Raw genomic sequence first — 20,456 nt, 5'->3', positions numbered from 1 at the left:
AGGTCTAATTGTAAATAAATTTCCAAATGGATGGAGCCACCTTTGATTGGGTATTTACTTTTTTGGCTCTAAATAAGAAAGATGACTAAACTGAAAATTACGACATTTTTAATGCAACACTAGTGATTTCGTATCTATATAAAGGATTATTAAGTCAGGAGTCGATCCACTATGAACCCAATTGTTGCATTCCTAATTCGCTCGTTTGTGGCGGTTCCCGTCACTATCATTACATGGCTTGTCTGTTACATTCCGCTCGATTTCACATTCTGGTCATCCACCTTGTTTGCGATCCTTTGCGGGGTTCTTACCCATGTGATTCTGTCGTTATTTCAAAACACCAGTTATTTAAAAAAGCATCAGCTGACGAGGAAGGAATACCGCTATATTAAGAAGAACCTAAAAGAAGCAAAGCTAAAAATGAAACGTTTGAATAAAAGCATCTTTAAGATTCGTGATATTTATTCTGTAAAGCAGCGAATTGACATAAACAGAATCACCAAAAAAATACACAAGATGACAACGAAAGAGCCGAGGCGATTCTACCAGGCGGAAGAATTTTATTTTTCCCATCTTGATTCACTCGTTGAGCTGACAGAAAAATATAGTTTCCTTTCTTCGCAGCCCAAACAAAATAGCGAGATGGGCCAATCCCTCATTGAAACTCGAAAAACACTAAATGAATTATCTAAAGTAGTTGAAGAGGATTTATATCGGGTTATTTCGGATGATATCGATACGTTGAATTTCGAAATAGATGTTGCAAAACACACGATTCAAAAGAAAAAAGAACTTAAATTTCCTGAAGAAAATAGGTGGCTAAAATGAGTGAACAGAATCCAATCCCTAAATCAGGGGATTTGTTAGAGGATATTCTCGCCAATCCTTTTGGTGAGACCGAACCATTTGATCTTGCGAAAAAGCAGACACCGTCAAAAAGTGAAGCAAGGCCTGTTAAATTGATTGATGTGATTCCTGAGGAAAATAGGGCCAAGGCCTACCAGCTGGCCGAGCAAATTGATCCGACAAATCACCAGGCGATGATTTCTTACGGAACCCAAGCCCAAGGAAAGCTGTTATCATTCTCGCATACGATGCTCGAGCATGTACAGAAACAGGATGTTGGGGAAATAGGCGAAATCATTAATGATTTGATGAAAAGGTTAAATGAGGTCAATCCGGATGAATTAAAGGATGGGAAGCCCTCCTTATTTGCCCGCATGTTTGGAAAAATATCGGGCTCCATCCAAGAGGTTCTTTCCAAATACCAAAAAACAGGTGCGCAAATTGACCGGATTAGTGTGAAGCTAGATCGCAGTAAAAACTTACTTTTATCTGATATTAAATTGCTTGAACAGCTTTATGAAACCAATAAAGAATATTTTCATGCCCTTAATATTTATATCGCAGCCGGCGAAATCAAGCTCGAAGAAATGGAGACAAAGATCATCCCGCAGTTGAAAAAAGAAGCTGAAGCGACCAACGACCAAATGAAGTTTCAGGAGGTCAATGATATGATTCAATTTGCGGACCGATTAGACAAGCGGCTTCATGACTTGAAATTAAGCCGGGAAATCACGATACAAAGTGCGCCGCAAATTCGGTTGATTCAAAATACGAACCAAGCCTTGGTAGAAAAAATCCAATCATCGATTATGACCGCGATTCCTTTATGGAAAAATCAAGTAGCCATTGCGTTAACCTTAATCAGGCAGCGGCATGCAGTGGAAGCGCAAAAGCAGGTTTCGAAGACCACCAATGAGCTTCTATTAAAAAATGCAGAAATGTTAAAAACTAATACCATTGAAACGGCAAAAGAAAATGAACGCGGCCTCGTTGATATCGAAACATTAAAGAAAACCCAGGAAAGCTTAATTTCAACATTAGAAGAAACCATGCGAATCCAAGAAGAAGGCCGCCACAAACGCCGGCTCGCCGAACAAGAACTCGCCAACATGGAAAACGACCTGCGCGTAAAATTATTAGAAATAAAAGGGAATAACAAATAACACTAAGAATAACACTCTACAGATAAGAAAAACGGGGGTCCCGCTGCAAAACGAAACACAGCGGAACCCCCGTTTTCTATTATACTGAGATTAGAAATGGTGGCTGTCACCATTACCCCTACCACGGTATTACAAATGGTGACAGGCACCGAAAGTGTTATTTATTTACCTGGATGGTTTCTTGATATTCTTCAAGAGTGATTTTCCGGCTCGTGATTTCCTGTGCGGCTGTTTTGCCGACATAGCGCAGATGCCATGGTTCATATTGGTAGCCTGTAATACTGTCTTTTCCTTTTGGATAGCGGATGATAAAGCCAAACTCATCTGCATGTTTCTCCAGCCACTTGGCCGCAGCAGTCCCTGCAAAACAATCCTCGGCCGCACATTTTCCGTCGCCTCCTGTTACATCAATAGCAAGGCCTGTCTCATGCTCGCTGGTACCTGGCACAGCACTATAAGTCTTTGCTGCTTTAACCCCATCAACACTTACATAGTGATTGAACAAAGCGGTTTGGGCTGCATGGGAACGATAGGCAGAAACACCAAGGAGTCTGACTCCATCTTCTTTCGCCCCCGCAAACAATTTTTCAATGGCTCGAGCCGCGCTGCTTCGCATCATCCGTTTTTCCACTCTCTCTTTAAAAATAAATGGGATGTCAGGGGCAACTAAATCACTCGGTTTATAACTATCGGGAAGCTTATTATACTTATTAACTAGGACCGGTATGGCTGAGGGATTGGCGACAACCTCAATACTCTTCTTATTGCTTAAGTTCTTCTCATTCATCACATTATTACTGGGAGAAGTCGGCTGACTTTCCACAAAATTCTGTTTCAATGAGCAGCCAGCAAGCGGGAATCCAATTACCATCGTAAGAACCATCATTAAAGGTAGTTTTGTCATAGTTAACGTCCTTTTTTAACAAATTCACTTCCTTACTATCATGGACACAATGAAAGACTTTAAAACGTCTACAACCACTCAAGCAACGTCTTTGAAGGCGATACGGAATGATGGGACCAAAGCCTCTTTTATTTTCTAAATCCGTTCCTTATAGTTTTTGTAAGCACATAAATCGTACGAAACGGCAAAATCATTGAAAAATGGTGACGCAAAACTACAGGGGCTAAGGTTTTTCTAAACGATGCTCGCCAGTTACCGAACACGACAAACTCCTGCGGTTTATGCAAACAACAATTGAGGAGGTTTTCATGTGTTAAAACTATTAATTAAAATCAAATACTACTACCATTTATTCCAGCATCGGCACCATCAACTGTTGCAGCAGGATTGCCTGAACGAGGAGCTTAGAATGAAGCTAAAAGTCAAAGCACTATACCACAACAGTAAAGCAGTCGAAATTGGCTTAAAAATGTAACAATAAAAATGATTGAAGTAGTGAAGCCTAGGATCCAATCCTAGGCTTTTCTACTTTTTCAAACCTTTGAACAAAGTTACAATTGCGGCAGGCACGGCCAATTAATCTCTTTGTCACGCTATGCTCGTAATATATTTCTTCAAGACCACAGACAGGGCATTCAATGATATGGAATATTTGTCGTTCCCCTAGTACGGCATCTAATAATGATTCAAAGTACATTAATTTTTCCCCCTATCTAGTATTTCTTTAAAGAATAGCAAATACTAATAGTAAAAATAGAAGAAAATTGTCAAGGTGAATAAGAATGTTTTCGACACTTCTCAAAACAGAAAAATAGTCATAAAAAGGAGAGAACTACATGAAAAAGAATAATGATGAAACAAGTCAAGGTCTTAATCAAATCTTCGAAATTATTAACGCGAAAGGTGATACTGGTGAACTAAGGGAAATTGTTGAACAAACTAACGGATCAGCAAGCCCAGATGAACAACAACAAAGTGAGTGAAAAAGGCCTAGATTGATATCTAGGTTTTTTTGTGGACAAATCATAGTGAAATGTGGATAGATACCTTGGAAATGTGGATAAAACTGTGGATTTAGTGGATAATTCAGCTTTGATTGTGGACAACAAACTACACTGTTGAGAAACCACTAAATATTCAGAAGATATCCACATAAACTGTGAATAAATGGTGGTAAATTGTTGATATCTTACACGTAACTGTGGATAGCCTCACCCAATATGTTAATAACCTGTGAAAAAAACCCTTACACGTCACAACCCTACCTAGTCTTTGTACCTATATTCAAAAAACAAATCATCCACAAACTCAACACCAAAAACAGAACCGAAGCCGCCGGTATTGCCAAGAAAAAAGGATGGATTTAACGGCTCATTGAAACAGGTCCCTGAAGAAAAAGGGGCCTATTTTTACTTTTTAATAAAATTTTCAACCTTGAGAATTGTCCAGCAGCTGCGCCTAGCCCCTCGATCGTCTACAGCCACTCAGGGAATGAAGGCAAAGAACGCCTTCTTTCCCTGAGCGTCTTATGCTTGTCGGGGCTTTTCAAGGGACTTGCGCTTTTGTTCAGAGATAAGAAAGTATAAATTTTGACTTCGAGAATTGTCCAGCTCCAGGCGCCATCGGCTCGAGGTCACAAGCCAATCCGGCCAAAAGGTTAAAGAACAACCTTTCGGCCGGCTCGTCTTGTGCTTGTCGCCGATAGGCGGGCGCCTTGCGCTTTTCTTAATTAGTTGTAACTCCTCCACGTACAGAAAGATACTATAAATCTAACAAAAAGCGGTTCAAAAATAGGTTGGTCAAAATGCGAACACAGAGCATAAGGTAATAGGAGGTGGTAAAATTTGAAAATAACAGAAACTTCATTACCGGGAGTCAAAATCATCGAACCGATTGTCTATGGTGATCATCGTGGCTGGTTTATGGAAACCTACAGCGATCATTGGTTTAAAAAAGCAGGAATTTCTATTTGTTTTCTCCAGGATAACCATTCCTTTTCCGCTTCTAAGGGAACGTTACGGGGATTACATTATCAATTAAAGCCGAAAGCACAGGCAAAGCTCGTCCGTTGCACGAGTGGAGCCATATTTGATGTGGCCGTCGATATACAAAAGGGAAGCCCTACATTCGGTAAGTGGTTCGGTATTGAACTGAGTGCTGAAAACAAAAAACAATTATTTATTCCAAGCGGATTTGCTCATGGATTTCTTACATTAACAGATAACACGGAAGTACAATACAAGGTCGATCAATTTTATGCACCGGAGTTTGATCGTGGAATTATCTGGAATGATCCCGCGATAGGTATTGAGTGGCCTCTGGATGGTCCTCCTGTTCTATCAAAGAAAGATCAAAATTCACCATGCCTTTCGGAAATGGAGAGTAATTTTATTTATGGTGAATGAAACAATAAAAATACTAGTAACAGGGTATACAGGACAACTTGGTTATGATGTAGTCCAAAATGGGTTGGAACGTGGATTCGAGATGATTGGCGTCGGTTCAAAAGATTTAAATATTACCGATGAACGTTTAGTTGATCAGTATGTAAAATCTTTGAGGCCTGATGCCATTATTCATTGTGGTGCCTATACAGCGGTAGATAAAGCAGAAGATGATAAAGAAAACTGCTGGAAGGTGAATGTTGAAGGGACAAGGTATTTAGCAAAAGCTGCACAAGAAATAAACGCAAAATTTATGTATATCAGTACGGATTATGTTTTTGATGGATTGGGGGATAAGCCGTTTGTGGAAACAGATCCACCTAATCCAGTCGGGTATTATGGATTGACAAAATATGAAGGAGAAAAAATAGTTCAGTCTCATTTAACCGAATGGTTCATTGTCCGGATATCATGGGTATTTGGAATAAATGGAAATAATTTTGTCAAAACGATGCTGCGATTAGCTGAACACTATGATGAAATTAATGTGGTGGCCGATCAAGTTGGTTCCCCCACTTATACATTCCATGCCGCAAGGTTAGTCATAGATATGATTCAAACAGACAAATATGGAATCTACCATGCAACAAACGAAGGTTTTTGCAGTTGGGCCGAATTTGCCAAAGAAATATTTCGGATAACAGGGAAAAAGGTGAAGGTGAATTCTATTACGACAGAAGAATACCCAACAAGGGCGAAACGTCCGAAAAATTCCCGTCTGTCAAAGAAAAAGATCATAGATAATGGTTTTAAAGCATTACCGCCATGGCAGGAATCATTAAAACATTTTTTAAAGAATCAATCTTGAGGTGAAACAATGCAAACGAATAAACTGCTTATAACCGGTGGAGCAGGGTTCATTGGTGGAAACTTTGTTCAGTACATGATTAATAAATATCCCCAATATTCTATATATAATTTGGATTTGCTGACGTATGTCGGTGATTTAACAAAGCATCGTCAGATTGGCAAGAGAGAAAACTATCATTTTGTTAAAGCCGATATTACCGATCGTCAGACCATTATGACGCTTTTTGAAAAAGAGACCTTTGACTATGTGGTTCATTTTGCTGCAGAAAGTCATGTGGATCGTTCAATCACAGATCCTGAACGATTCGTTCGTACCAATGTTTTAGGGACACAGGTTCTCTTAGATGCCGCGAAACAAATAGGAGTCAAAAAATTCATCCATGTTTCAACGGATGAAGTATACGGTGAATTAAGTTTTGATCCAAACACTTTCTTCACGGAAGAGACTCCATTACAGCCCAATAGTCCATATAGTGCAAGTAAGGCTGCTTCAGATCTATTGGTTCGGGCCTATTACGAAACATTTGGTCTTCCAATAAATATTACACGTTGTTCAAATAACTATGGCCCTTTTCATTTTCCAGAGAAATTGATCCCCTTAACTATTTCACGTGTGTTAAATGACGAAAAGGTACCGGTATATGGGGACGGGAAAAATATCCGAGACTGGTTACATGTCCTAGATCACTGTGCAGCGATTGATCTTGTTTTGCATAATGGTGTGAATGGTGAAGTTTATAATGTGGGCGGCCGGAATGAGAGAACGAACTTACAAGTCGTTAAAACTATTATACATTCTTTAGGAAAATCAGAGGATCTCATTGAATTTGTACCAGACCGTTTAGGTCATGATAAACGCTATGCGATTGATCCCGCTAAATTAGAGACGTTAGGCTGGAAACCAACCTACACTTTTGATACAGGAATTTCCCAAACGATTGATTGGTATAAGAAAAACAAATGGTGGTGGAAGCCCCTTATTGAAAGAAAATAGTTCTATTTTACAAATTGTTGTTGTCTGAGCAGGCATAAAGGACTATTTTTTATGGATAAACCGTAAAGTTGTACCATTTTTCAGTCTTTTTCATAACCTGAAAGAGAGATAAAGATAGAAGGGAATGAAAAGATGAAAGGTATTATATTAGCCGGAGGAAAAGGTACTCGGTTGGAGCCTTTTACCAAATTATTGAACAAGCATTTGCTCCCTGTAGGAGGTCACCCAATGATCTACTGGCCAATAAATAAGTTAAAAGAGGCGGGGATTACGGATATTCTTATTGTTACGAATAACCAACATCTTCGTTCATTCCAAGAGATTCTAGGCCGTGGTGAGGAATTGGGCGTTAAGTTGTTCTACACCATCCAGAGTGAAAAAGGAGGAGGTATTGCTGATGCCTTAGCCTCCGCTAAGAATTTTGTAGAAGACCAATGTATTGTTTTGTTAGGGGACAATCTGTTTGACGATGATTTAAGACCATATATTGATAACTTTAAAACTCAACCTCAAGGTGCAAAAGTACTGTTAAAAGAAGTGAAGGACCCGGAACGATATGGAGTAGCATTGTTAGATGAAGTAAATCATACTATTATCTCTATCGTTGAAAAGCCTAAAAATCCTACGTCGAATTTTTGTGTAACAGGAATCTATTTTTATAACAAAGAGGTATTTGATTTAATTGATTTAATAAAACCATCGAGCAGGGGAGAAAAGGAGATTACTGATATAAATAATCTCTATATTAATAGAAAGGAATTAAAATATGATATTTTAAAGAGTTGGTGGCTAGATGCAGGAACACATGAAGCTTTGTATGCAGCAAATAAACATTACTTTGAAAAAAAGGATATACAAAAAGCTACGTAATAGGATACTAAGCCGAGTCTATGTTGCACACCTTTGGGGTGGACAACTAGGATTTTATAAATGAAAGGGCGGTTTTTTACGATGAAAAAATTTTTATACTTACCAATAGAAGCAAAAATGCGGGAGTTAGATGCTAAATTACTATTAGCTTATTATGCAATCCAGCAAAATTATACTGTCATTTTAGGCACCCACACACCTATTTTCTCACATTTACATTTATTCCCTAAAGGTATCATTTTCTCTAAAGGGACACCATTTGGTGATCCAAGAAAACAACTCATGGCTGACGCAAAAGAAATGGGATATACGCTAGTGGAACTAGATGAAGAAGAAGGAATCTTTCAAAATAATGTTATCTATGACCGTCTTGGCAAAGATGAAGCATATATTAATATTCTTGAACATGTTTATTGTTGGGGTAACAAGCAAAAACAAATGATAGAAAACAATTTTCCAGAATTTAAGGATAAAATTCATGTAACTGGGCATCCAAGATTTGATCTACTACAAAGTAAATTTCGTCCTATTTATGATGAACACGTCAAAGATATCAAACAAAAGTATGGTGAATATATTCTGGTTAACACTAGATTTACGCAATACAATCACTTTATTAGGGGCTTATTACCCCATGAACAGTATTTAAAGAGACTCTGTGAACTTTTTATTAATTTAGTTAAAGAGTTGAGTTTGAAATATCCCCACCTGAACATAGTGGTTCGACCCCATCTTCATGAAGGTTTGGAAATTTATCGTCAAGAATTGGCAAATTGTAAGAATGTATTCATTATTAATGAAGGGAATGTTGTCATGTGGATTCTGGCATCAAAAGCAGTTATTCATAATCGCTGTACAACAGGTGTTGAGGCTTACCTGCTTGATAAACCAGTTGCTGCTTATTTGCCAATGAATTATGAAAAAGAGCTATCCTTTTTACCTAATGCCCTCTCTTATCAAGCTGTTCATACTAATGATATTTTTAACTTTATTGACTCTTCAGTACAGGGGGGCATGAGTAAACCCAAAAATTTATTATTAAATTATTACGAAGCAACTGATGAAAACTATGCTCATGAGAATATTATCCGATTATTGAATACTATTAATCTAAAACAACAAAACTCGTTTGATGAATCAACAGTAGAAGCACTCTCTAATATCAAGGGAGAACATACACTGATTACTGCAGAAGGGATAAAAGCCTTTTTCAACAACTTAAACAAAATAGAAAAAAAGAATCACCAAGCATCTGTAAAGGTAATAGCCCCAGACTTATTTGAGATAAACCTGTGATAACTAGTTAAATAATCGAGGTGAATTAATTTGGCACAGGGATACTTGAACTTTCAAGGAAATGAAATTGTTACCACAAAGAACTTGTTTAAAAATATCAAGAATGATTTCACTTATGAATTTTGGGTTGAACCCCAAAAAGAAATAGATCTGACCAAGCATTATAAAAAAAATATAACTGATATTCTTCAACAACAATATGTCATCGGTCCTGGAAATCCAGAACTTAATCAAGAAAATGAAGCAGGGACTGGTGTATCAGTCGGAAGGAATGGAGTAGCAGTATACGAACTATCCCAAAATTACTTGTCAGTATTACTCACCTATAAAATTGAAATAAAAGGTTGGACACATATTGCAATTGTTTTTGAAAATAATACACCAAGGTTATATGTTAATGGACAGTATAAAATTAAAGGAATAACTAGTTCAAAGAAAAAAGTTTTTGCTTCTGGGAAAATTGGGGGATTGGATCCAAATGGTTATTTTGAAGGGAAGATAAATGATGTACGGATATGGAATTACCCAAAAACACATGGTGCAGTAAAATCATTTATGAAAAATGAATTAAGGGGTAACGAACCAGGATTATCTTTATATTTGAACTATCAAAAACAAACCTTTGTAGTAAAACCTCCTTCACAATTAAACCCTCTATCTGTTGACCCATCTTTTTTACAAGATAATGTTCTCAACCAATATAGTTTACAATCCTTTAATAAGATAAACTATATTAATGTAAAAGAAGAATTATTTCAAGACATTCAAATAGATGTAATCATCCCTATTTATAATGCATATGAACTTACAAAAAAATGTATTGAGACTGTACTAAATCAGTCAAACATTACCTATAATTTATATCTCATAAATGACGCAAGTTCAGATGTACGAATCTTTTCCATGCTAGAAAATTTAAAGGCTATAAATTTGCCTGAAAATTTAAATAAATTAGTAGTCATTCACAACGATACTAATCTTGGATTTGTTCAAAGTGTTAATAGAGGGTTGCTTTTGTCAACCAATCATTCCATCGTGTTAAATAGTGATACTGAAATTCCTCCTGATTGTTTCCGCCGTTTAATTTATCCAATATTAATAAATGATACGGTGGCTTCTGTTACTCCTTTTTCGAACAGTGCGACCATTTGTTCGTTTCCAGTATTTAATGAAGATAATCCAATCCCATACAATATGAGTGTAGAAGAAATTGATTACTTCTTTTCTAAGTATTCCATTAATAAAGGCATAGAAATTCCAACAGCTGTCGGCTTCTGTATGGTATTGAATCGCAATATTTTGAATCAAATCGGAATATTTGATGATGATGTTTTTGGAAAGGGATATGGTGAAGAAAACGATTGGTGTTTGAGGGCTTCCAATAAAGGTTACAAACATATATTAATGCCAAATATTTTTGTTTTCCATAAGCATGGTGCAAGTTTTAATGGGATAAAAGATGATGCTAAGAAAGAATTGATGACAGCTAATTTAAAGAAATTACTTGCCCGTTACCCCAATTACAACAGAATAGTACAACAATTTATTGCCTTAGACCCCGCAAAAAATATACGAGATTTTATGAGAAGTATTTTGGCTGCTAATAGCTCATCTGACAAAAAAGGGGTATTACTTGTTAACCATAATCTCGGTGGTGGTACCGAAGTATACGAGAGCAATTACATTAAAAAAATTGGTAAGGAGCAACGAGTATATACGTTAAAGCCTCAAAAAAATCATTTAGTCTTAATTGATCATAATCATGATGAACCTATTCAATATCCACTTGATTTAAATTTGCTAAATGAAATAAATTTTCAGTATTTATTAAGAACATTTTTAATAGAGGAAATATTCATTAACCATTTATTAGGTTTTCCCCTTGACAAAATGTTCCTATTAGTACAAAAGTCAAGCGTACCTTATTATTTTTTTGTTCATGACTTTTATAGTGTTTGTCCGAGCTATAATTTAATTAATCAAAATAAAAAATATTGCGGTGCAGAAACAGATATAAAAATTTGTCAGGCTTGCATTCAAAATATAAATAAAAAACAATATATAAGTATAAAAGATTGGAGAGATAATTATCATTCTTTCTTAATGAATGCAACTAAAGTATTTGCTCCTAGCGATAATACTAAAGACATCATGGTAAAATATTATCCTGGACTTAACGTAGAAGTAAGAGAGCACTCTATTGAGTATTCAATAAAGAATACATTTAGGGAAGAATTTTTATCTATGAGGCAATTAAATATAGCCTTTATAGGGGCTCTTGGGTTTGAAAAAGGCTCAAAGATTATCTACGAATTACACGACCTAATTATAAAAGAAAATCTGCCGATTAATATTAAAGTGATTGGTTATACTAATTTACACTATCATCCACATATAAGTAAGGACGGTAAACTTGAAATAACCGGGAAGTATCAGGCAGAACAATTACCATCGCTATTGGAAAAATATAAAATAGCATTAGTTATCAATCCATCCATTTGTCCAGAAACCTATTCTTATACAACAAGTGAGGCATTGCTAGCGGGATATCCAGTTATTACATTTAATATTGGAGCACCAGCGGATCGAATTAAAAATTATAAATGTGGTTGGATTATAGATAATATATCTAGTAAAGAACTATTAGCTTTATTAAGAAGATTAATCAGCAATAGAGAAGAAATTATAGTAAAAGCGGAGATATTAAGACAAATTAAATTTAACGCATGATAGTAAAACCATTATATATAGCATAGCGAATAGGAAAAAACCTAAGAACTGCTGTTTGAATCATTAGTCGGCTTAGGTTTTTTCTTGCGTTTAGTCACTAGGACATTTTAGTGTCTAAAATCATTATGCCATACCCAGGAAATTATAAATTTCTAGACTTGTGGATAACCGTTCGTAAAATGTTCATATATTATTCGTGGGGTTTTGATATGTGCCAGGCTTAACTGTGGAACTATCAAACGTATTTTATAGGATCACTTTGATGGTTATTGGAGGATGTATTCAGAGTTATTTCCACAATCCACCGTCAAGACATAAAAAAACAGGGGAAAAGCGATTCGATGCGGAACTAGCGATTTGGGGTATGCTTGGTATGAGTGTCTTGGTTGTGAAGGCGGACCAAAACCTGTTTTTGTTTGTTTTAATGGAGAGTGTGGAGTGTATTAAAGATATCAGGAGGTATAACCTTGGCCAAAAACAACGAGCAGGATGATAGGAGTAAAGGTTTTCTAAAGTGGTTAGAAGAAGAGGATCCCCTTGGTTTGGACGAGGATATAAAAATCAATTTTTAAATGTTTGGACTGTGGAAAAGAAGATGAAGTTCCTGAATATGTGGTTGAAGAAGTCATTATGAATTTAAAGAGAATGAAGAAGTGGAAGTTGTCTGTCCAATTTGCAATCGTACTGTGCGTAAGGCGAGGGATGTCCCAAGTGAATAAACTTCCCTTGGGACGTGTTTTAAGTCGCATTAGGATTTTGTTCTTTACTAAAGGGCACACTTATTGAGGATATATTTGCTGATTATAAATTTTTATAGAATATCCCAATCAACAGGAGTGCCTGCCCTTATTTCTTTATTTACCTTTTTGCCTAATATTTGTTCGTAGTATTTAGGCGCCAACCCATATCCTGGTCTTATGACATTTAGGTTTTGTCTGGTCAATATGTCACCGGCCTTTAAGTCTTTGGTAATATAGATGGACCTTCTAAATTTCAGTGATTGCTTTTCCTTTTCAGTGGGACCGTAAGTGACCTGACCCAAAGCCTGCCAAGCTCTTTTGGTGTCGACAACTAACGAATGCATCTCTGCAGGTTCCATAGAAAAGGCAGAGTCTACACCGCCATCCGCACGGGAGGTGGTAAAATGTTTTTCGATAACAGTGGCACCAAGAGCTATACTTGCTACAGACACGCCAATTCCTATCGTATGATCAGATAAACCAACCTGGCAGTTAAAAAGGTCCCTCATATGAGGAATGGTGATTAAATTTGTATTTTCAGGTGTAGCCGGGTACGTACTCGTACACTTTAGCAAAACGATATCTTCACATCCGGCCTTTCTTGCGACCTGAATGGTTTCATCTAATTCAGCGAGCGTCGCCATACCGGTGGAAATAATCATAGGTTTTCCAGTGGAAGCAACCTTCTTGATGAGTGGAATATGATTATTTTCAAAAGAAGCTATTTTATAAAAAGGTGTATTTAATTGTTCGAGGAAGTCAACGGCGGTTTCATCAAAGGGGGTGCTAAAGGGAATGAGTCCTAATTCCCGGCATTTTTCAAAAATTGGCTTATGCCACTCCCATGGAGTATAGGCTTGTTGATAGAGTTTGTAGAGGTTATTTCCTTTCCATAAACTCTCCTGATCATCAATAGCAAAATCCTTATGATCAATATTCAACGTCATCGTATCGGCGGTATATGTTTGAATTTTCAATGCATGTGCCCCCGATTCCGCGGCAGCTTCTACAATTTCTAATGCCCGTTCAAGCGATTGATTATGGTTCCCGGACATTTCAGCAATAATAAAAGGAGGATGATTGATTCCAATCATTCTTCCTCCCAGATTGATTTCCTTCATTTGATCACTCCTCTGTAATAAAATGGAAGTTCAGCTTTTCTTTCTGCTTCTCCCAGTCTTCTTTAAATAAGGCCAATCTAATTATGTCAATGAACTGGCCATTTCTGTTCCATTCCTTTTTAAAAAGTCCTTCTTGACAGAATCCTAATTTATGGTGAAACCTTTCACTCCGTTTATTAAATGACAGCACCATCCCAATGATTTTTCTCATGTCTAATTGATAAAAGGCGTAATCTAAGGCTAAGGCGCCCATAATGGTACCTGAACCTTTAGGTGCATCAGGTTCCCCAATATAAAATCCCCATGTACAGGTTTGATTCTGGTGGTTCATTTCCTTAAAAGAAACAAGACCTAACGGCTTGTCTTTGTAAAGAAACAGTCGATAAAAACGACTTTCATTCTTTAGTACAGCATCAAACCACTGGCAATGAGCTTCATAGGGAATGGGCTGGTCGTTAAACATATTTACTCGAATCGACTCCGAATTTCGCCAATCATAAATCATGTCCCTGTCCTTTTCCGTCAATGCCCTTAAATAATAATCCATAAGCGTCACCTTATCCCATTAATTCTTTGATCATCATTTGCTGACTTACAATCGTATCGTTCATCAGTTGAAACGATAATAGTGACATTTCTGTTCGTTTTGATTCATTTTCAATTAACCACTTTAGGTGCTGGGTTAAACAAGGCTGCTCGATCGTTTCTTTTTTTCCTAAATAGGTAATGACACCTTTTTTTGCAAGGCTTTTACAAATTTCTTCCTGATTTTCAGCAATACTGACGACGATAGAAGGCAAACCAAGGAGACAACGTTCCCATGTAGTGGTACCACCTGCCCCGATTGCTAGATCGGCCAAGTTCATTAATTCGGCCATGTTGTTAATTTGACAATGAAAATGCAGGTATTCATACATGTTACAAATAGAAGCAATCTCCATTTTGTACAGGTTAGATTGCCCGACGACCACATCTACCTCGAAGTCATTACGACCCAAAGCTAAAAAAGCTGAGAGAGCCTTACCTGTTTCATTTGTATGGTCGATACCGCCGTAAAAAATAAAAATTCTTTTTACCGCTCCTTTTCGCAGCCTCTGCTTCCTAAATTGATGATAAAACTCTGGTCGGAGTAAGACATAACTGGGTCCTAAAAATGTTTTACAATAGGATGGTACGAGGGAATCATAGCGGTTCCTGTAATCTTCAATGAAATTTTGATCTAATAAAAAATCACAATCATGCTTTCGATCTGCTAAATCATCAATGACCATGATTTTTTTTGCCTGATCTCTTAGGATGACTTCCCAATCCTCGTTAATGGCATAATGATCGACAATTAATAGGTCAACGGAGCAATTCATTAACAATTCCTTTGTTTGAATTGCATCCACACTCAATGGAACGCCAAGCCATTGAGTGTGTCCTTTGACACTCGGTGCCATGGCGTGGTCTCGAGGCCGCTTAAGTACTAATACTTCATATCCTTTAGCAGCAATCAAGTCAATTAAATGCCCTTTATGTTCCCTGCAAATAAAACGGACATCCGCTCCTTGGTCCTGCAATTTTTCAGCAAGTGTTAAACAACGCATAACATGACCAGTACCTATTTCGATTGAGGCATCAACACGTATATAGACATTCATCGTTTATTCCTCTAATTCCGACGGCTTAGTTTTCGGGGGGATTAACTTCTTTTGTTCTATATGAGCATTGATCAAAGCCCACCCCTGTTTTTCCTCTAACAATTGAATAATATCCTCTAACTGAAACTGTGTTTTTTTCTGTCTGTAAAAGTCTGTCAACACACGGGTAATTAAATCTAAATCAGCTTCAGTATCTACGGTTAAACGAAATGAGCTCAAATCATTTCTATGTTTAACATTTGCTAACTTAAATTTGTTAGGATGGTGATAGATGTAAGGAGTGACATGTTCACGCTCTGCTGCATTGGTTGCTTCGCTATTTGCTTGTTCTAAGGCCTCCATGGAGAATACCTCCACATCAAATCCACGAGGATAGGTTCGATCGATCGTATTTGAGACATAATCGTACCTGTTTGGATTCTCTAGGAACTTAGTAATGATTTTATCAATGGTCTCGGGGCCTAGTAACGGACAATCAGAGGTGAGGCGGACAATTACCTCACCTTTATAGTGATTAGCCGCTTCGAAATACCTTGATAATACATCGTCCTCAGAACCTCGGTAATAGTCAACCGAGAGCCGTGTGCATAAATCAATTATCGGCTGCTCGTGATCCTTCGTCGTGGTGGCAATTACAATTTGATTAATTAATCTGGACCGTTTCACCCGTTCAATCTGATATTCAAGCAATGGTTTTCCTAAAACCTTTTTCATTATTTTCCCCGGTAACCTTGTTGACCCCATTCTAGCTTGGATGATGGCAACAACCTTCAAAAAATCACCTTCTAATTTTTAGAGTAACGGGATATCACAGTTGTGACAGCCTTGATAACGTCACGTATATCATCCTCGGTCATAGCTGGAAAAAGAGGCAGAGTAATGATTTCTTCATATAATTTTTCAGCATGTGGACAATCCCCGCATTTGTATCCTAATCCTTGATAATAGGGCATTAGGTGAACAGGGATATAGTGGACATTGACCCCAATATTTTCTTGGAGTAACGCCTCGAATATATCCTTACGACTGGCTGTTAATTGTTCTAAATGAAGGCGAATGATATACAAATGCCAGCTCGATTGACCGTTTTCGTCCTGGAAAGGAATCGATAGTTCACTTATATGGTTAAATGCCTCATTATACATGGAAGCATATTTTTTTCGTAAATCTATAAATTTATCAATCTTTTTTAATTGGCTTGAACCAAGGGCTGCTTGAATATCGGTCATGCGATAGTTATAACCTAAAAATTGCATTTCATAATACCAAGTCCCATGATTTTGGACTAGCCTGTTCTGATCACGTGTGATGCCATGAGAACGGAATTGTAAAAGCTTTTCATAATACTCTTTATTATTGGTTGTAATGATGCCGCCTTCACCTGATGTAATATGCTTCACAGGATGGAAGCTAAACATGGTCATATCACTAATAGAACCAATCATTTTTTGCTTATAGGCTGCTCCTAGTGCATGTGCTGCATCTTCAATAACCATCAGGTTATGCTTTTTGGCAATTTCCCTAACTGCATCTAATGAAACCGGCTGTCCTGTAAAATGAACAGGAATAATTGCTTTTGTTTTAGTTGTAATTTTTTTCTCGATTTCTGTTGGATCTATATTGTAGGTTTTTGGATCGATATCAGCGAAGATGGGCTTACCACCCTGATAGAGTATACAGTTTGCACTTGCTGCAAATGTTAAAGGGGTCGTAATCACTTCATCACCCTGAGTGATTCCTGCGGCAAAACAAGCACCATGTAATGCTGCCGTTCCGTTCGAGAAACTTACTGCATACGATGCGCCAACGTATTTTGCTACTTCCTGTTCAAAAATGGACACATAGGGCCCAGTAGTCAGGTAATCCCCTTTTAATACCTTGATTACTGCAGAAATGTCATCATCGTCGATCCATTGTCTGCCATACGGAAGATAGGTATCTCTTATCGGTTTGTTATTCAAAAATATAACCCTCCTTCCTCATTGCTAATTTGTCGATTATTGATCTATTACAAGTCGTTTCAAGTCGTCAACGGACAGCCATGTGTCATTCGTATTACTTACATATATGAAGCCTTCTGGCACAAGTTTTCCGTCCATTGCCTGTTCTCTGCTCCACCACGGAAATTCCGGTTGAATCACATAATATGTGTCATATTCTAAGGTCCGCCGTGCATCGTCCTCGGTAATCATCGTTTCATGTAATTTTTCACCGGGACGGATACCGATTATTTCCATTTTGGCATTTGGTGCAATGGCCTTGGCCAAATCTGTCACTTTCATACTTGGAATTTTGGGGACGAAAATTTCTCCACCCTTCATTCTGCTTAAATTATCAATAACGAATTGAACTCCTTGATCTAATGTGATCCAGAAACGAGTCATTCGTTCATCCGTGATCGGTAATGTTCCTGTTTCTTTCATCTTTAAAAAAAAGGGAACCACACTTCCGCGGCTTCCGACAACATTTCCATAACGAACAACAGCGAATCGAGTGTTCTTAATGCCAGTATATGAGTTCGCAGCAACAAATAATTTATCTGATGCTAATTTTGTTGCTCCATATAAGTTGATTGGATTTGCTGCTTTATCAGTACTTAAGGCAATAACTTTTTGAACACCCCTGTCAATAGCGGCTTCAATAATATTTTGTGCCCCGTGAATATTGGTCTTAATGGCTTCAAATGGATTATATTCACAAATGCCGACTTGTTTTAAGGCGGCAGCGTGGATGACAACATCTACACCTTCAAAAGCACGAAATAATCTCTCTTTGTCACGTACATCCCCAATAAAGAAGCGAATCCTTGAATCTGTAAATTCTTGGGCCATTTCATATTGTTTTAACTCATCCCGGCTAAAGACAATTACTTTTTTTACATCTAAATCCAAAACCTTCTTAATGAATTTTTTTCCAAACGAACCTGTGCCGCCTGTCACCAACAAGGTTTTACCTTCTAAAGTAAACATTTTCTTCCCTCTTTCACTCGTAAAATTTTTCAACGGATCCGTCAAGAAATTGATTAGCTTCCAATTGTTTAAGGATAAATTCAACTCGATGAGTAAAGGTGTGATTTCCCGCCACCCTTTTTTGAGCGTTTCTTCGGTAAAAATTTCTTGAGTTTTCATCATTTATGAACTGTTTAACTAACTCAATACATTCCTCAGAACTAGAGTAAACGACCATTTCTTGAGTAATGTCAAAATGCATCTGCAAGTCAGGTTTATTAGAAAGCAGTTGAAATGCGCCGCAAGCTGCTATATCAAAGGTGCGATTGTTAATACTTTTATTTTCAATTTCAAGGGTGTTTTTATTTTTATGAAAGTTATAGGTACGATGGGGGTTGAGGATAATTTTTGAACGGTTAAATAGGCTTCTTACAGCTTCAGGTTCCATCCACCTATTGATTATCGTTAATCTACTCGTATGTTTATGGTTTTTGATAAATTTTTTCCAAAACGGGCCAACTAGAATCAGGGAATATGGAGTATGTGCCAATAGCTGGTTAACGAGGTTTATTCGTTCCGGATATGGATAACCAACTAGACATACGTCATATAAATATTCTTCTTTGTGCTCGGCGTAATATAGCAAAGGATCTGTCCCTAGTGGAAGATGGTAAATGTGTTTTTGGGGGAACTTTTTCTTATAATACTCAAATGCTCCTATATCAATGGTAAATATATAATCATATTCGCTTACTAAATGAATGGACATATCAATATAAAAGGGGTCTTCTGTTAGCCAAATACAGCGAGGTGATTTGATTTTTTTAAGAAAGTCCATTAATTTTTCATCTATGTTAAATCCCACCAATGTTATAATCACATCGGGTTTAAAATTCTTAATTAATTCGATTGCTTCTATAGTATATTTTGATTGTATTTTAGTGACTATATGGTCAAAAAAAATGAAGGCATCTTCTATAGCTTTCTCGAAGTAAGGGTATATACCTGAATAGCCTGACGAAATCAGTAAAATTTTCATTTAAAAGGACTCCTTAAAAGGGGAAAATATAAGTTTTAATAGAGATCTATATTTCCCCCTTGTTCCTAACTATTATCCTGGTAAATTAAAAGAAAAAGATTCTATATCATCAATTCGCAGGACAGTTACTAGCTCATCCATAAATGGTGAAACCATTGCTGATTCCAAAATACTGACAATGCCATCAGTTGTTACTCTTCTTAATATCCCTTGAATGATGTCGCCAGATTTAGTTCTTAAAGTAAGGTCTTGTCCAATATATCTGCGCAGATAGCGACCTAGATTATCTGAGCCAAATGAAAGGCTAAATTCACCGTTCAATAAATTCACTCCTTTATGATTTTTTTATTACATTGTTACGCTATTCACACAATGAAAAAAGGACAGGGCTTATTCACAATTTATGAAAAAAACCGCATTCGCCTATTTTTCTCCAACATAAAAATGTGGACATTTAAAAATACCGCGCTTGGAGATAACCCTTAAACGGAGATTTTTCATTTTCTTAACAGAACAGCGCTGATATGTTTTAAAAACTCTTGCACCTATTATATTAAAATAACAAAAAGTTGTTGACAGATTGCTGAGATTCATAATATAATATGAAAGTTGTCACCGAGATTTTGAAATTAAATTTAAAACATTTGACAACAGTGATTGAAAGATGCTATAATTTAAAAGTTGTCTTATTCGATTGTTCTTTGAAAACTAAACAAACAAAAACGTCAACAAACAATAATATTAGTTTCTATTATAGAAACTAAGCCAACGTAACTTTTTGGAGCTAATCAACTTTCATGGAGAGTTTGATCCTGGCTCAGGACGAACGCTGGCGGCGTGCCTAATACATGCAAGTCGAGCGAATCAATAGGAGCTTGCTCCTGTTGGTTAGCGGCGGACGGGTGAGT

The 20,456-nt window shown here is 37.0% G+C and carries 21 protein-coding genes, 1 rRNA gene and 1 riboswitch; of the genes, 12 read left to right on the top strand and 10 right to left on the bottom strand.

Annotated features, from left to right (window positions below; translation table 11 throughout):
• Positions 1-171 precede the first annotated feature (171 nt).
• Both M3226_RS29845 and M3226_RS29840 read left to right on the top strand, forming a co-directional pair.
• Complete coding sequence (locus tag M3226_RS29845) at positions 172-828, top strand: 5-bromo-4-chloroindolyl phosphate hydrolysis family protein (RefSeq protein ID WP_251572965.1); 657 nt, start codon at positions 172-174, stop codon at positions 826-828.
• Positions 825-2,009 carry a toxic anion resistance protein gene (locus tag M3226_RS29840; protein WP_251572963.1) on the top strand — a complete coding sequence of 395 codons (1,185 nt, stop codon included), beginning with the start codon at positions 825-827 and terminating at the stop codon, positions 2,007-2,009. Before M3226_RS29845 ends, M3226_RS29840 begins: the two co-directional genes overlap by 4 nt.
• Before the next feature lie 157 nt (positions 2,010-2,166).
• On the opposite strand, the gene M3226_RS29835 is transcribed toward M3226_RS29840, so the two are convergent.
• Positions 2,167-2,913, bottom strand: a complete 747-nt coding sequence (locus M3226_RS29835; RefSeq protein ID WP_251572961.1) for a M15 family metallopeptidase — start codon at positions 2,911-2,913, stop codon at positions 2,167-2,169.
• Positions 2,914-3,086: 173 nt separating this feature from the next.
• Positions 3,087-3,173, top strand: a riboswitch (cyclic di-GMP riboswitch).
• A gap of 50 nt (positions 3,174-3,223) precedes the next feature.
• Here M3226_RS29835 and M3226_RS29830 point away from each other — a divergent pair.
• Positions 3,224-3,388 carry a hypothetical protein gene (locus tag M3226_RS29830; protein ID WP_251572959.1) on the top strand — a complete coding sequence of 55 codons (165 nt, stop codon included), beginning with the start codon at positions 3,224-3,226 and terminating at the stop codon, positions 3,386-3,388.
• 27 nt (positions 3,389-3,415) lie between these two features.
• Here the strand turns inward: M3226_RS29830 and M3226_RS29825 are convergent, their stop codons facing one another.
• On the bottom strand, positions 3,416-3,610 hold the full coding sequence (locus M3226_RS29825; protein ID WP_251572957.1) for an acyltransferase: 195 nt from the start codon (positions 3,608-3,610) through the stop codon (positions 3,416-3,418).
• A gap of 139 nt (positions 3,611-3,749) precedes the next feature.
• On the opposite strand from M3226_RS29825, the gene M3226_RS29820 reads away from it, so the two are divergent.
• The 8 genes from M3226_RS29820 to M3226_RS29785 all read left to right on the top strand — a co-directional run bounded on the left by M3226_RS29820 (position 3,750) and on the right by M3226_RS29785 (position 12,550).
• Positions 3,750-3,896 carry a hypothetical protein gene (locus M3226_RS29820; RefSeq protein ID WP_251572955.1) on the top strand — a complete coding sequence of 49 codons (147 nt, stop codon included), beginning with the start codon at positions 3,750-3,752 and terminating at the stop codon, positions 3,894-3,896.
• A gap of 861 nt (positions 3,897-4,757) precedes the next feature.
• Positions 4,758-5,318: a dTDP-4-dehydrorhamnose 3,5-epimerase gene (rfbC, locus tag M3226_RS29815; RefSeq protein WP_251572953.1), complete on the top strand. Its 561-nt coding sequence runs from the start codon at positions 4,758-4,760 to the stop codon at positions 5,316-5,318.
• 4 nt (positions 5,319-5,322) lie between these two features.
• The gene (gene rfbD, locus M3226_RS29810; protein ID WP_251572967.1) at positions 5,323-6,165 is read left to right on the top strand and encodes a dTDP-4-dehydrorhamnose reductase; all 843 of its coding nucleotides are present in this window, start codon (positions 5,323-5,325) and stop codon (positions 6,163-6,165) included.
• A gap of 9 nt (positions 6,166-6,174) precedes the next feature.
• Entirely contained in the window at positions 6,175-7,161 is a 987-nt protein-coding gene (gene rfbB / locus M3226_RS29805; protein ID WP_251572951.1) for a dTDP-glucose 4,6-dehydratase, read from the top strand.
• A 132-nt stretch (positions 7,162-7,293) separates the two neighbouring features.
• Positions 7,294-8,031 (top strand): sugar phosphate nucleotidyltransferase, encoded by a 738-nt coding sequence (locus M3226_RS29800; protein WP_251572950.1) that lies wholly within the window; start codon positions 7,294-7,296, stop codon positions 8,029-8,031.
• Positions 8,032-8,112: 81 nt separating this feature from the next.
• A complete protein-coding gene (locus tag M3226_RS29795) occupies positions 8,113-9,327 on the top strand; it encodes a surface carbohydrate biosynthesis protein (RefSeq protein ID WP_251572948.1) in 1,215 nt (404 codons plus the stop codon).
• 30 nt (positions 9,328-9,357) lie between these two features.
• Complete coding sequence (locus tag M3226_RS29790; RefSeq protein ID WP_251572946.1) at positions 9,358-12,057, top strand: glycosyltransferase; 2,700 nt, start codon at positions 9,358-9,360, stop codon at positions 12,055-12,057.
• A 211-nt stretch (positions 12,058-12,268) separates the two neighbouring features.
• Entirely contained in the window at positions 12,269-12,550 is a 282-nt protein-coding gene (locus M3226_RS29785) for a hypothetical protein (protein WP_251572944.1), read from the top strand.
• Positions 12,551-12,868: 318 nt separating this feature from the next.
• On the opposite strand, the gene pseI is transcribed toward M3226_RS29785, so the two are convergent.
• The 8 genes from pseI to M3226_RS29745 all read right to left on the bottom strand — a co-directional run bounded on the left by pseI (position 12,869) and on the right by M3226_RS29745 (position 19,869).
• Positions 12,869-13,918 carry a pseudaminic acid synthase gene (gene pseI / locus M3226_RS29780; RefSeq protein WP_251572942.1) on the bottom strand — a complete coding sequence of 350 codons (1,050 nt, stop codon included), beginning with the start codon at positions 13,916-13,918 and terminating at the stop codon, positions 12,869-12,871.
• 4 nt (positions 13,919-13,922) lie between these two features.
• On the bottom strand, positions 13,923-14,465 hold the full coding sequence (pseH, locus tag M3226_RS29775; RefSeq protein ID WP_251572940.1) for a UDP-4-amino-4,6-dideoxy-N-acetyl-beta-L-altrosamine N-acetyltransferase: 543 nt from the start codon (positions 14,463-14,465) through the stop codon (positions 13,923-13,925).
• A 10-nt stretch (positions 14,466-14,475) separates the two neighbouring features.
• Positions 14,476-15,561: a UDP-2,4-diacetamido-2,4,6-trideoxy-beta-L-altropyranose hydrolase gene (gene pseG, locus M3226_RS29770; protein ID WP_251572938.1), complete on the bottom strand. Its 1,086-nt coding sequence runs from the start codon at positions 15,559-15,561 to the stop codon at positions 14,476-14,478.
• 3 nt (positions 15,562-15,564) lie between these two features.
• A complete protein-coding gene (locus tag M3226_RS29765; RefSeq protein WP_251572936.1) occupies positions 15,565-16,335 on the bottom strand; it encodes a cytidylyltransferase domain-containing protein in 771 nt (256 codons plus the stop codon).
• An 11-nt stretch (positions 16,336-16,346) separates the two neighbouring features.
• Positions 16,347-17,522: a UDP-4-amino-4,6-dideoxy-N-acetyl-beta-L-altrosamine transaminase gene (pseC, locus tag M3226_RS29760; RefSeq protein WP_251572934.1), complete on the bottom strand. Its 1,176-nt coding sequence runs from the start codon at positions 17,520-17,522 to the stop codon at positions 16,347-16,349.
• Positions 17,523-17,558: 36 nt separating this feature from the next.
• Complete coding sequence (gene pseB / locus M3226_RS29755; protein ID WP_251572932.1) at positions 17,559-18,530, bottom strand: UDP-N-acetylglucosamine 4,6-dehydratase (inverting); 972 nt, start codon at positions 18,528-18,530, stop codon at positions 17,559-17,561.
• A gap of 13 nt (positions 18,531-18,543) precedes the next feature.
• On the bottom strand, positions 18,544-19,548 hold the full coding sequence (locus M3226_RS29750) for a CgeB family protein (protein WP_251572930.1): 1,005 nt from the start codon (positions 19,546-19,548) through the stop codon (positions 18,544-18,546).
• A 72-nt stretch (positions 19,549-19,620) separates the two neighbouring features.
• Positions 19,621-19,869, bottom strand: a complete 249-nt coding sequence (locus M3226_RS29745; protein WP_251572928.1) for a hypothetical protein — start codon at positions 19,867-19,869, stop codon at positions 19,621-19,623.
• A gap of 473 nt (positions 19,870-20,342) precedes the next feature.
• On the opposite strand from M3226_RS29745, the gene M3226_RS29740 reads away from it, so the two are divergent.
• A 16S ribosomal RNA gene (locus tag M3226_RS29740) occupies positions 20,343-20,456 on the top strand; the annotation flags it as partial.

It is taken from the genome of Neobacillus cucumis, assembly GCF_023715505.1.
This window is presented reverse-complemented; position numbering and strand designations above follow the sequence as displayed.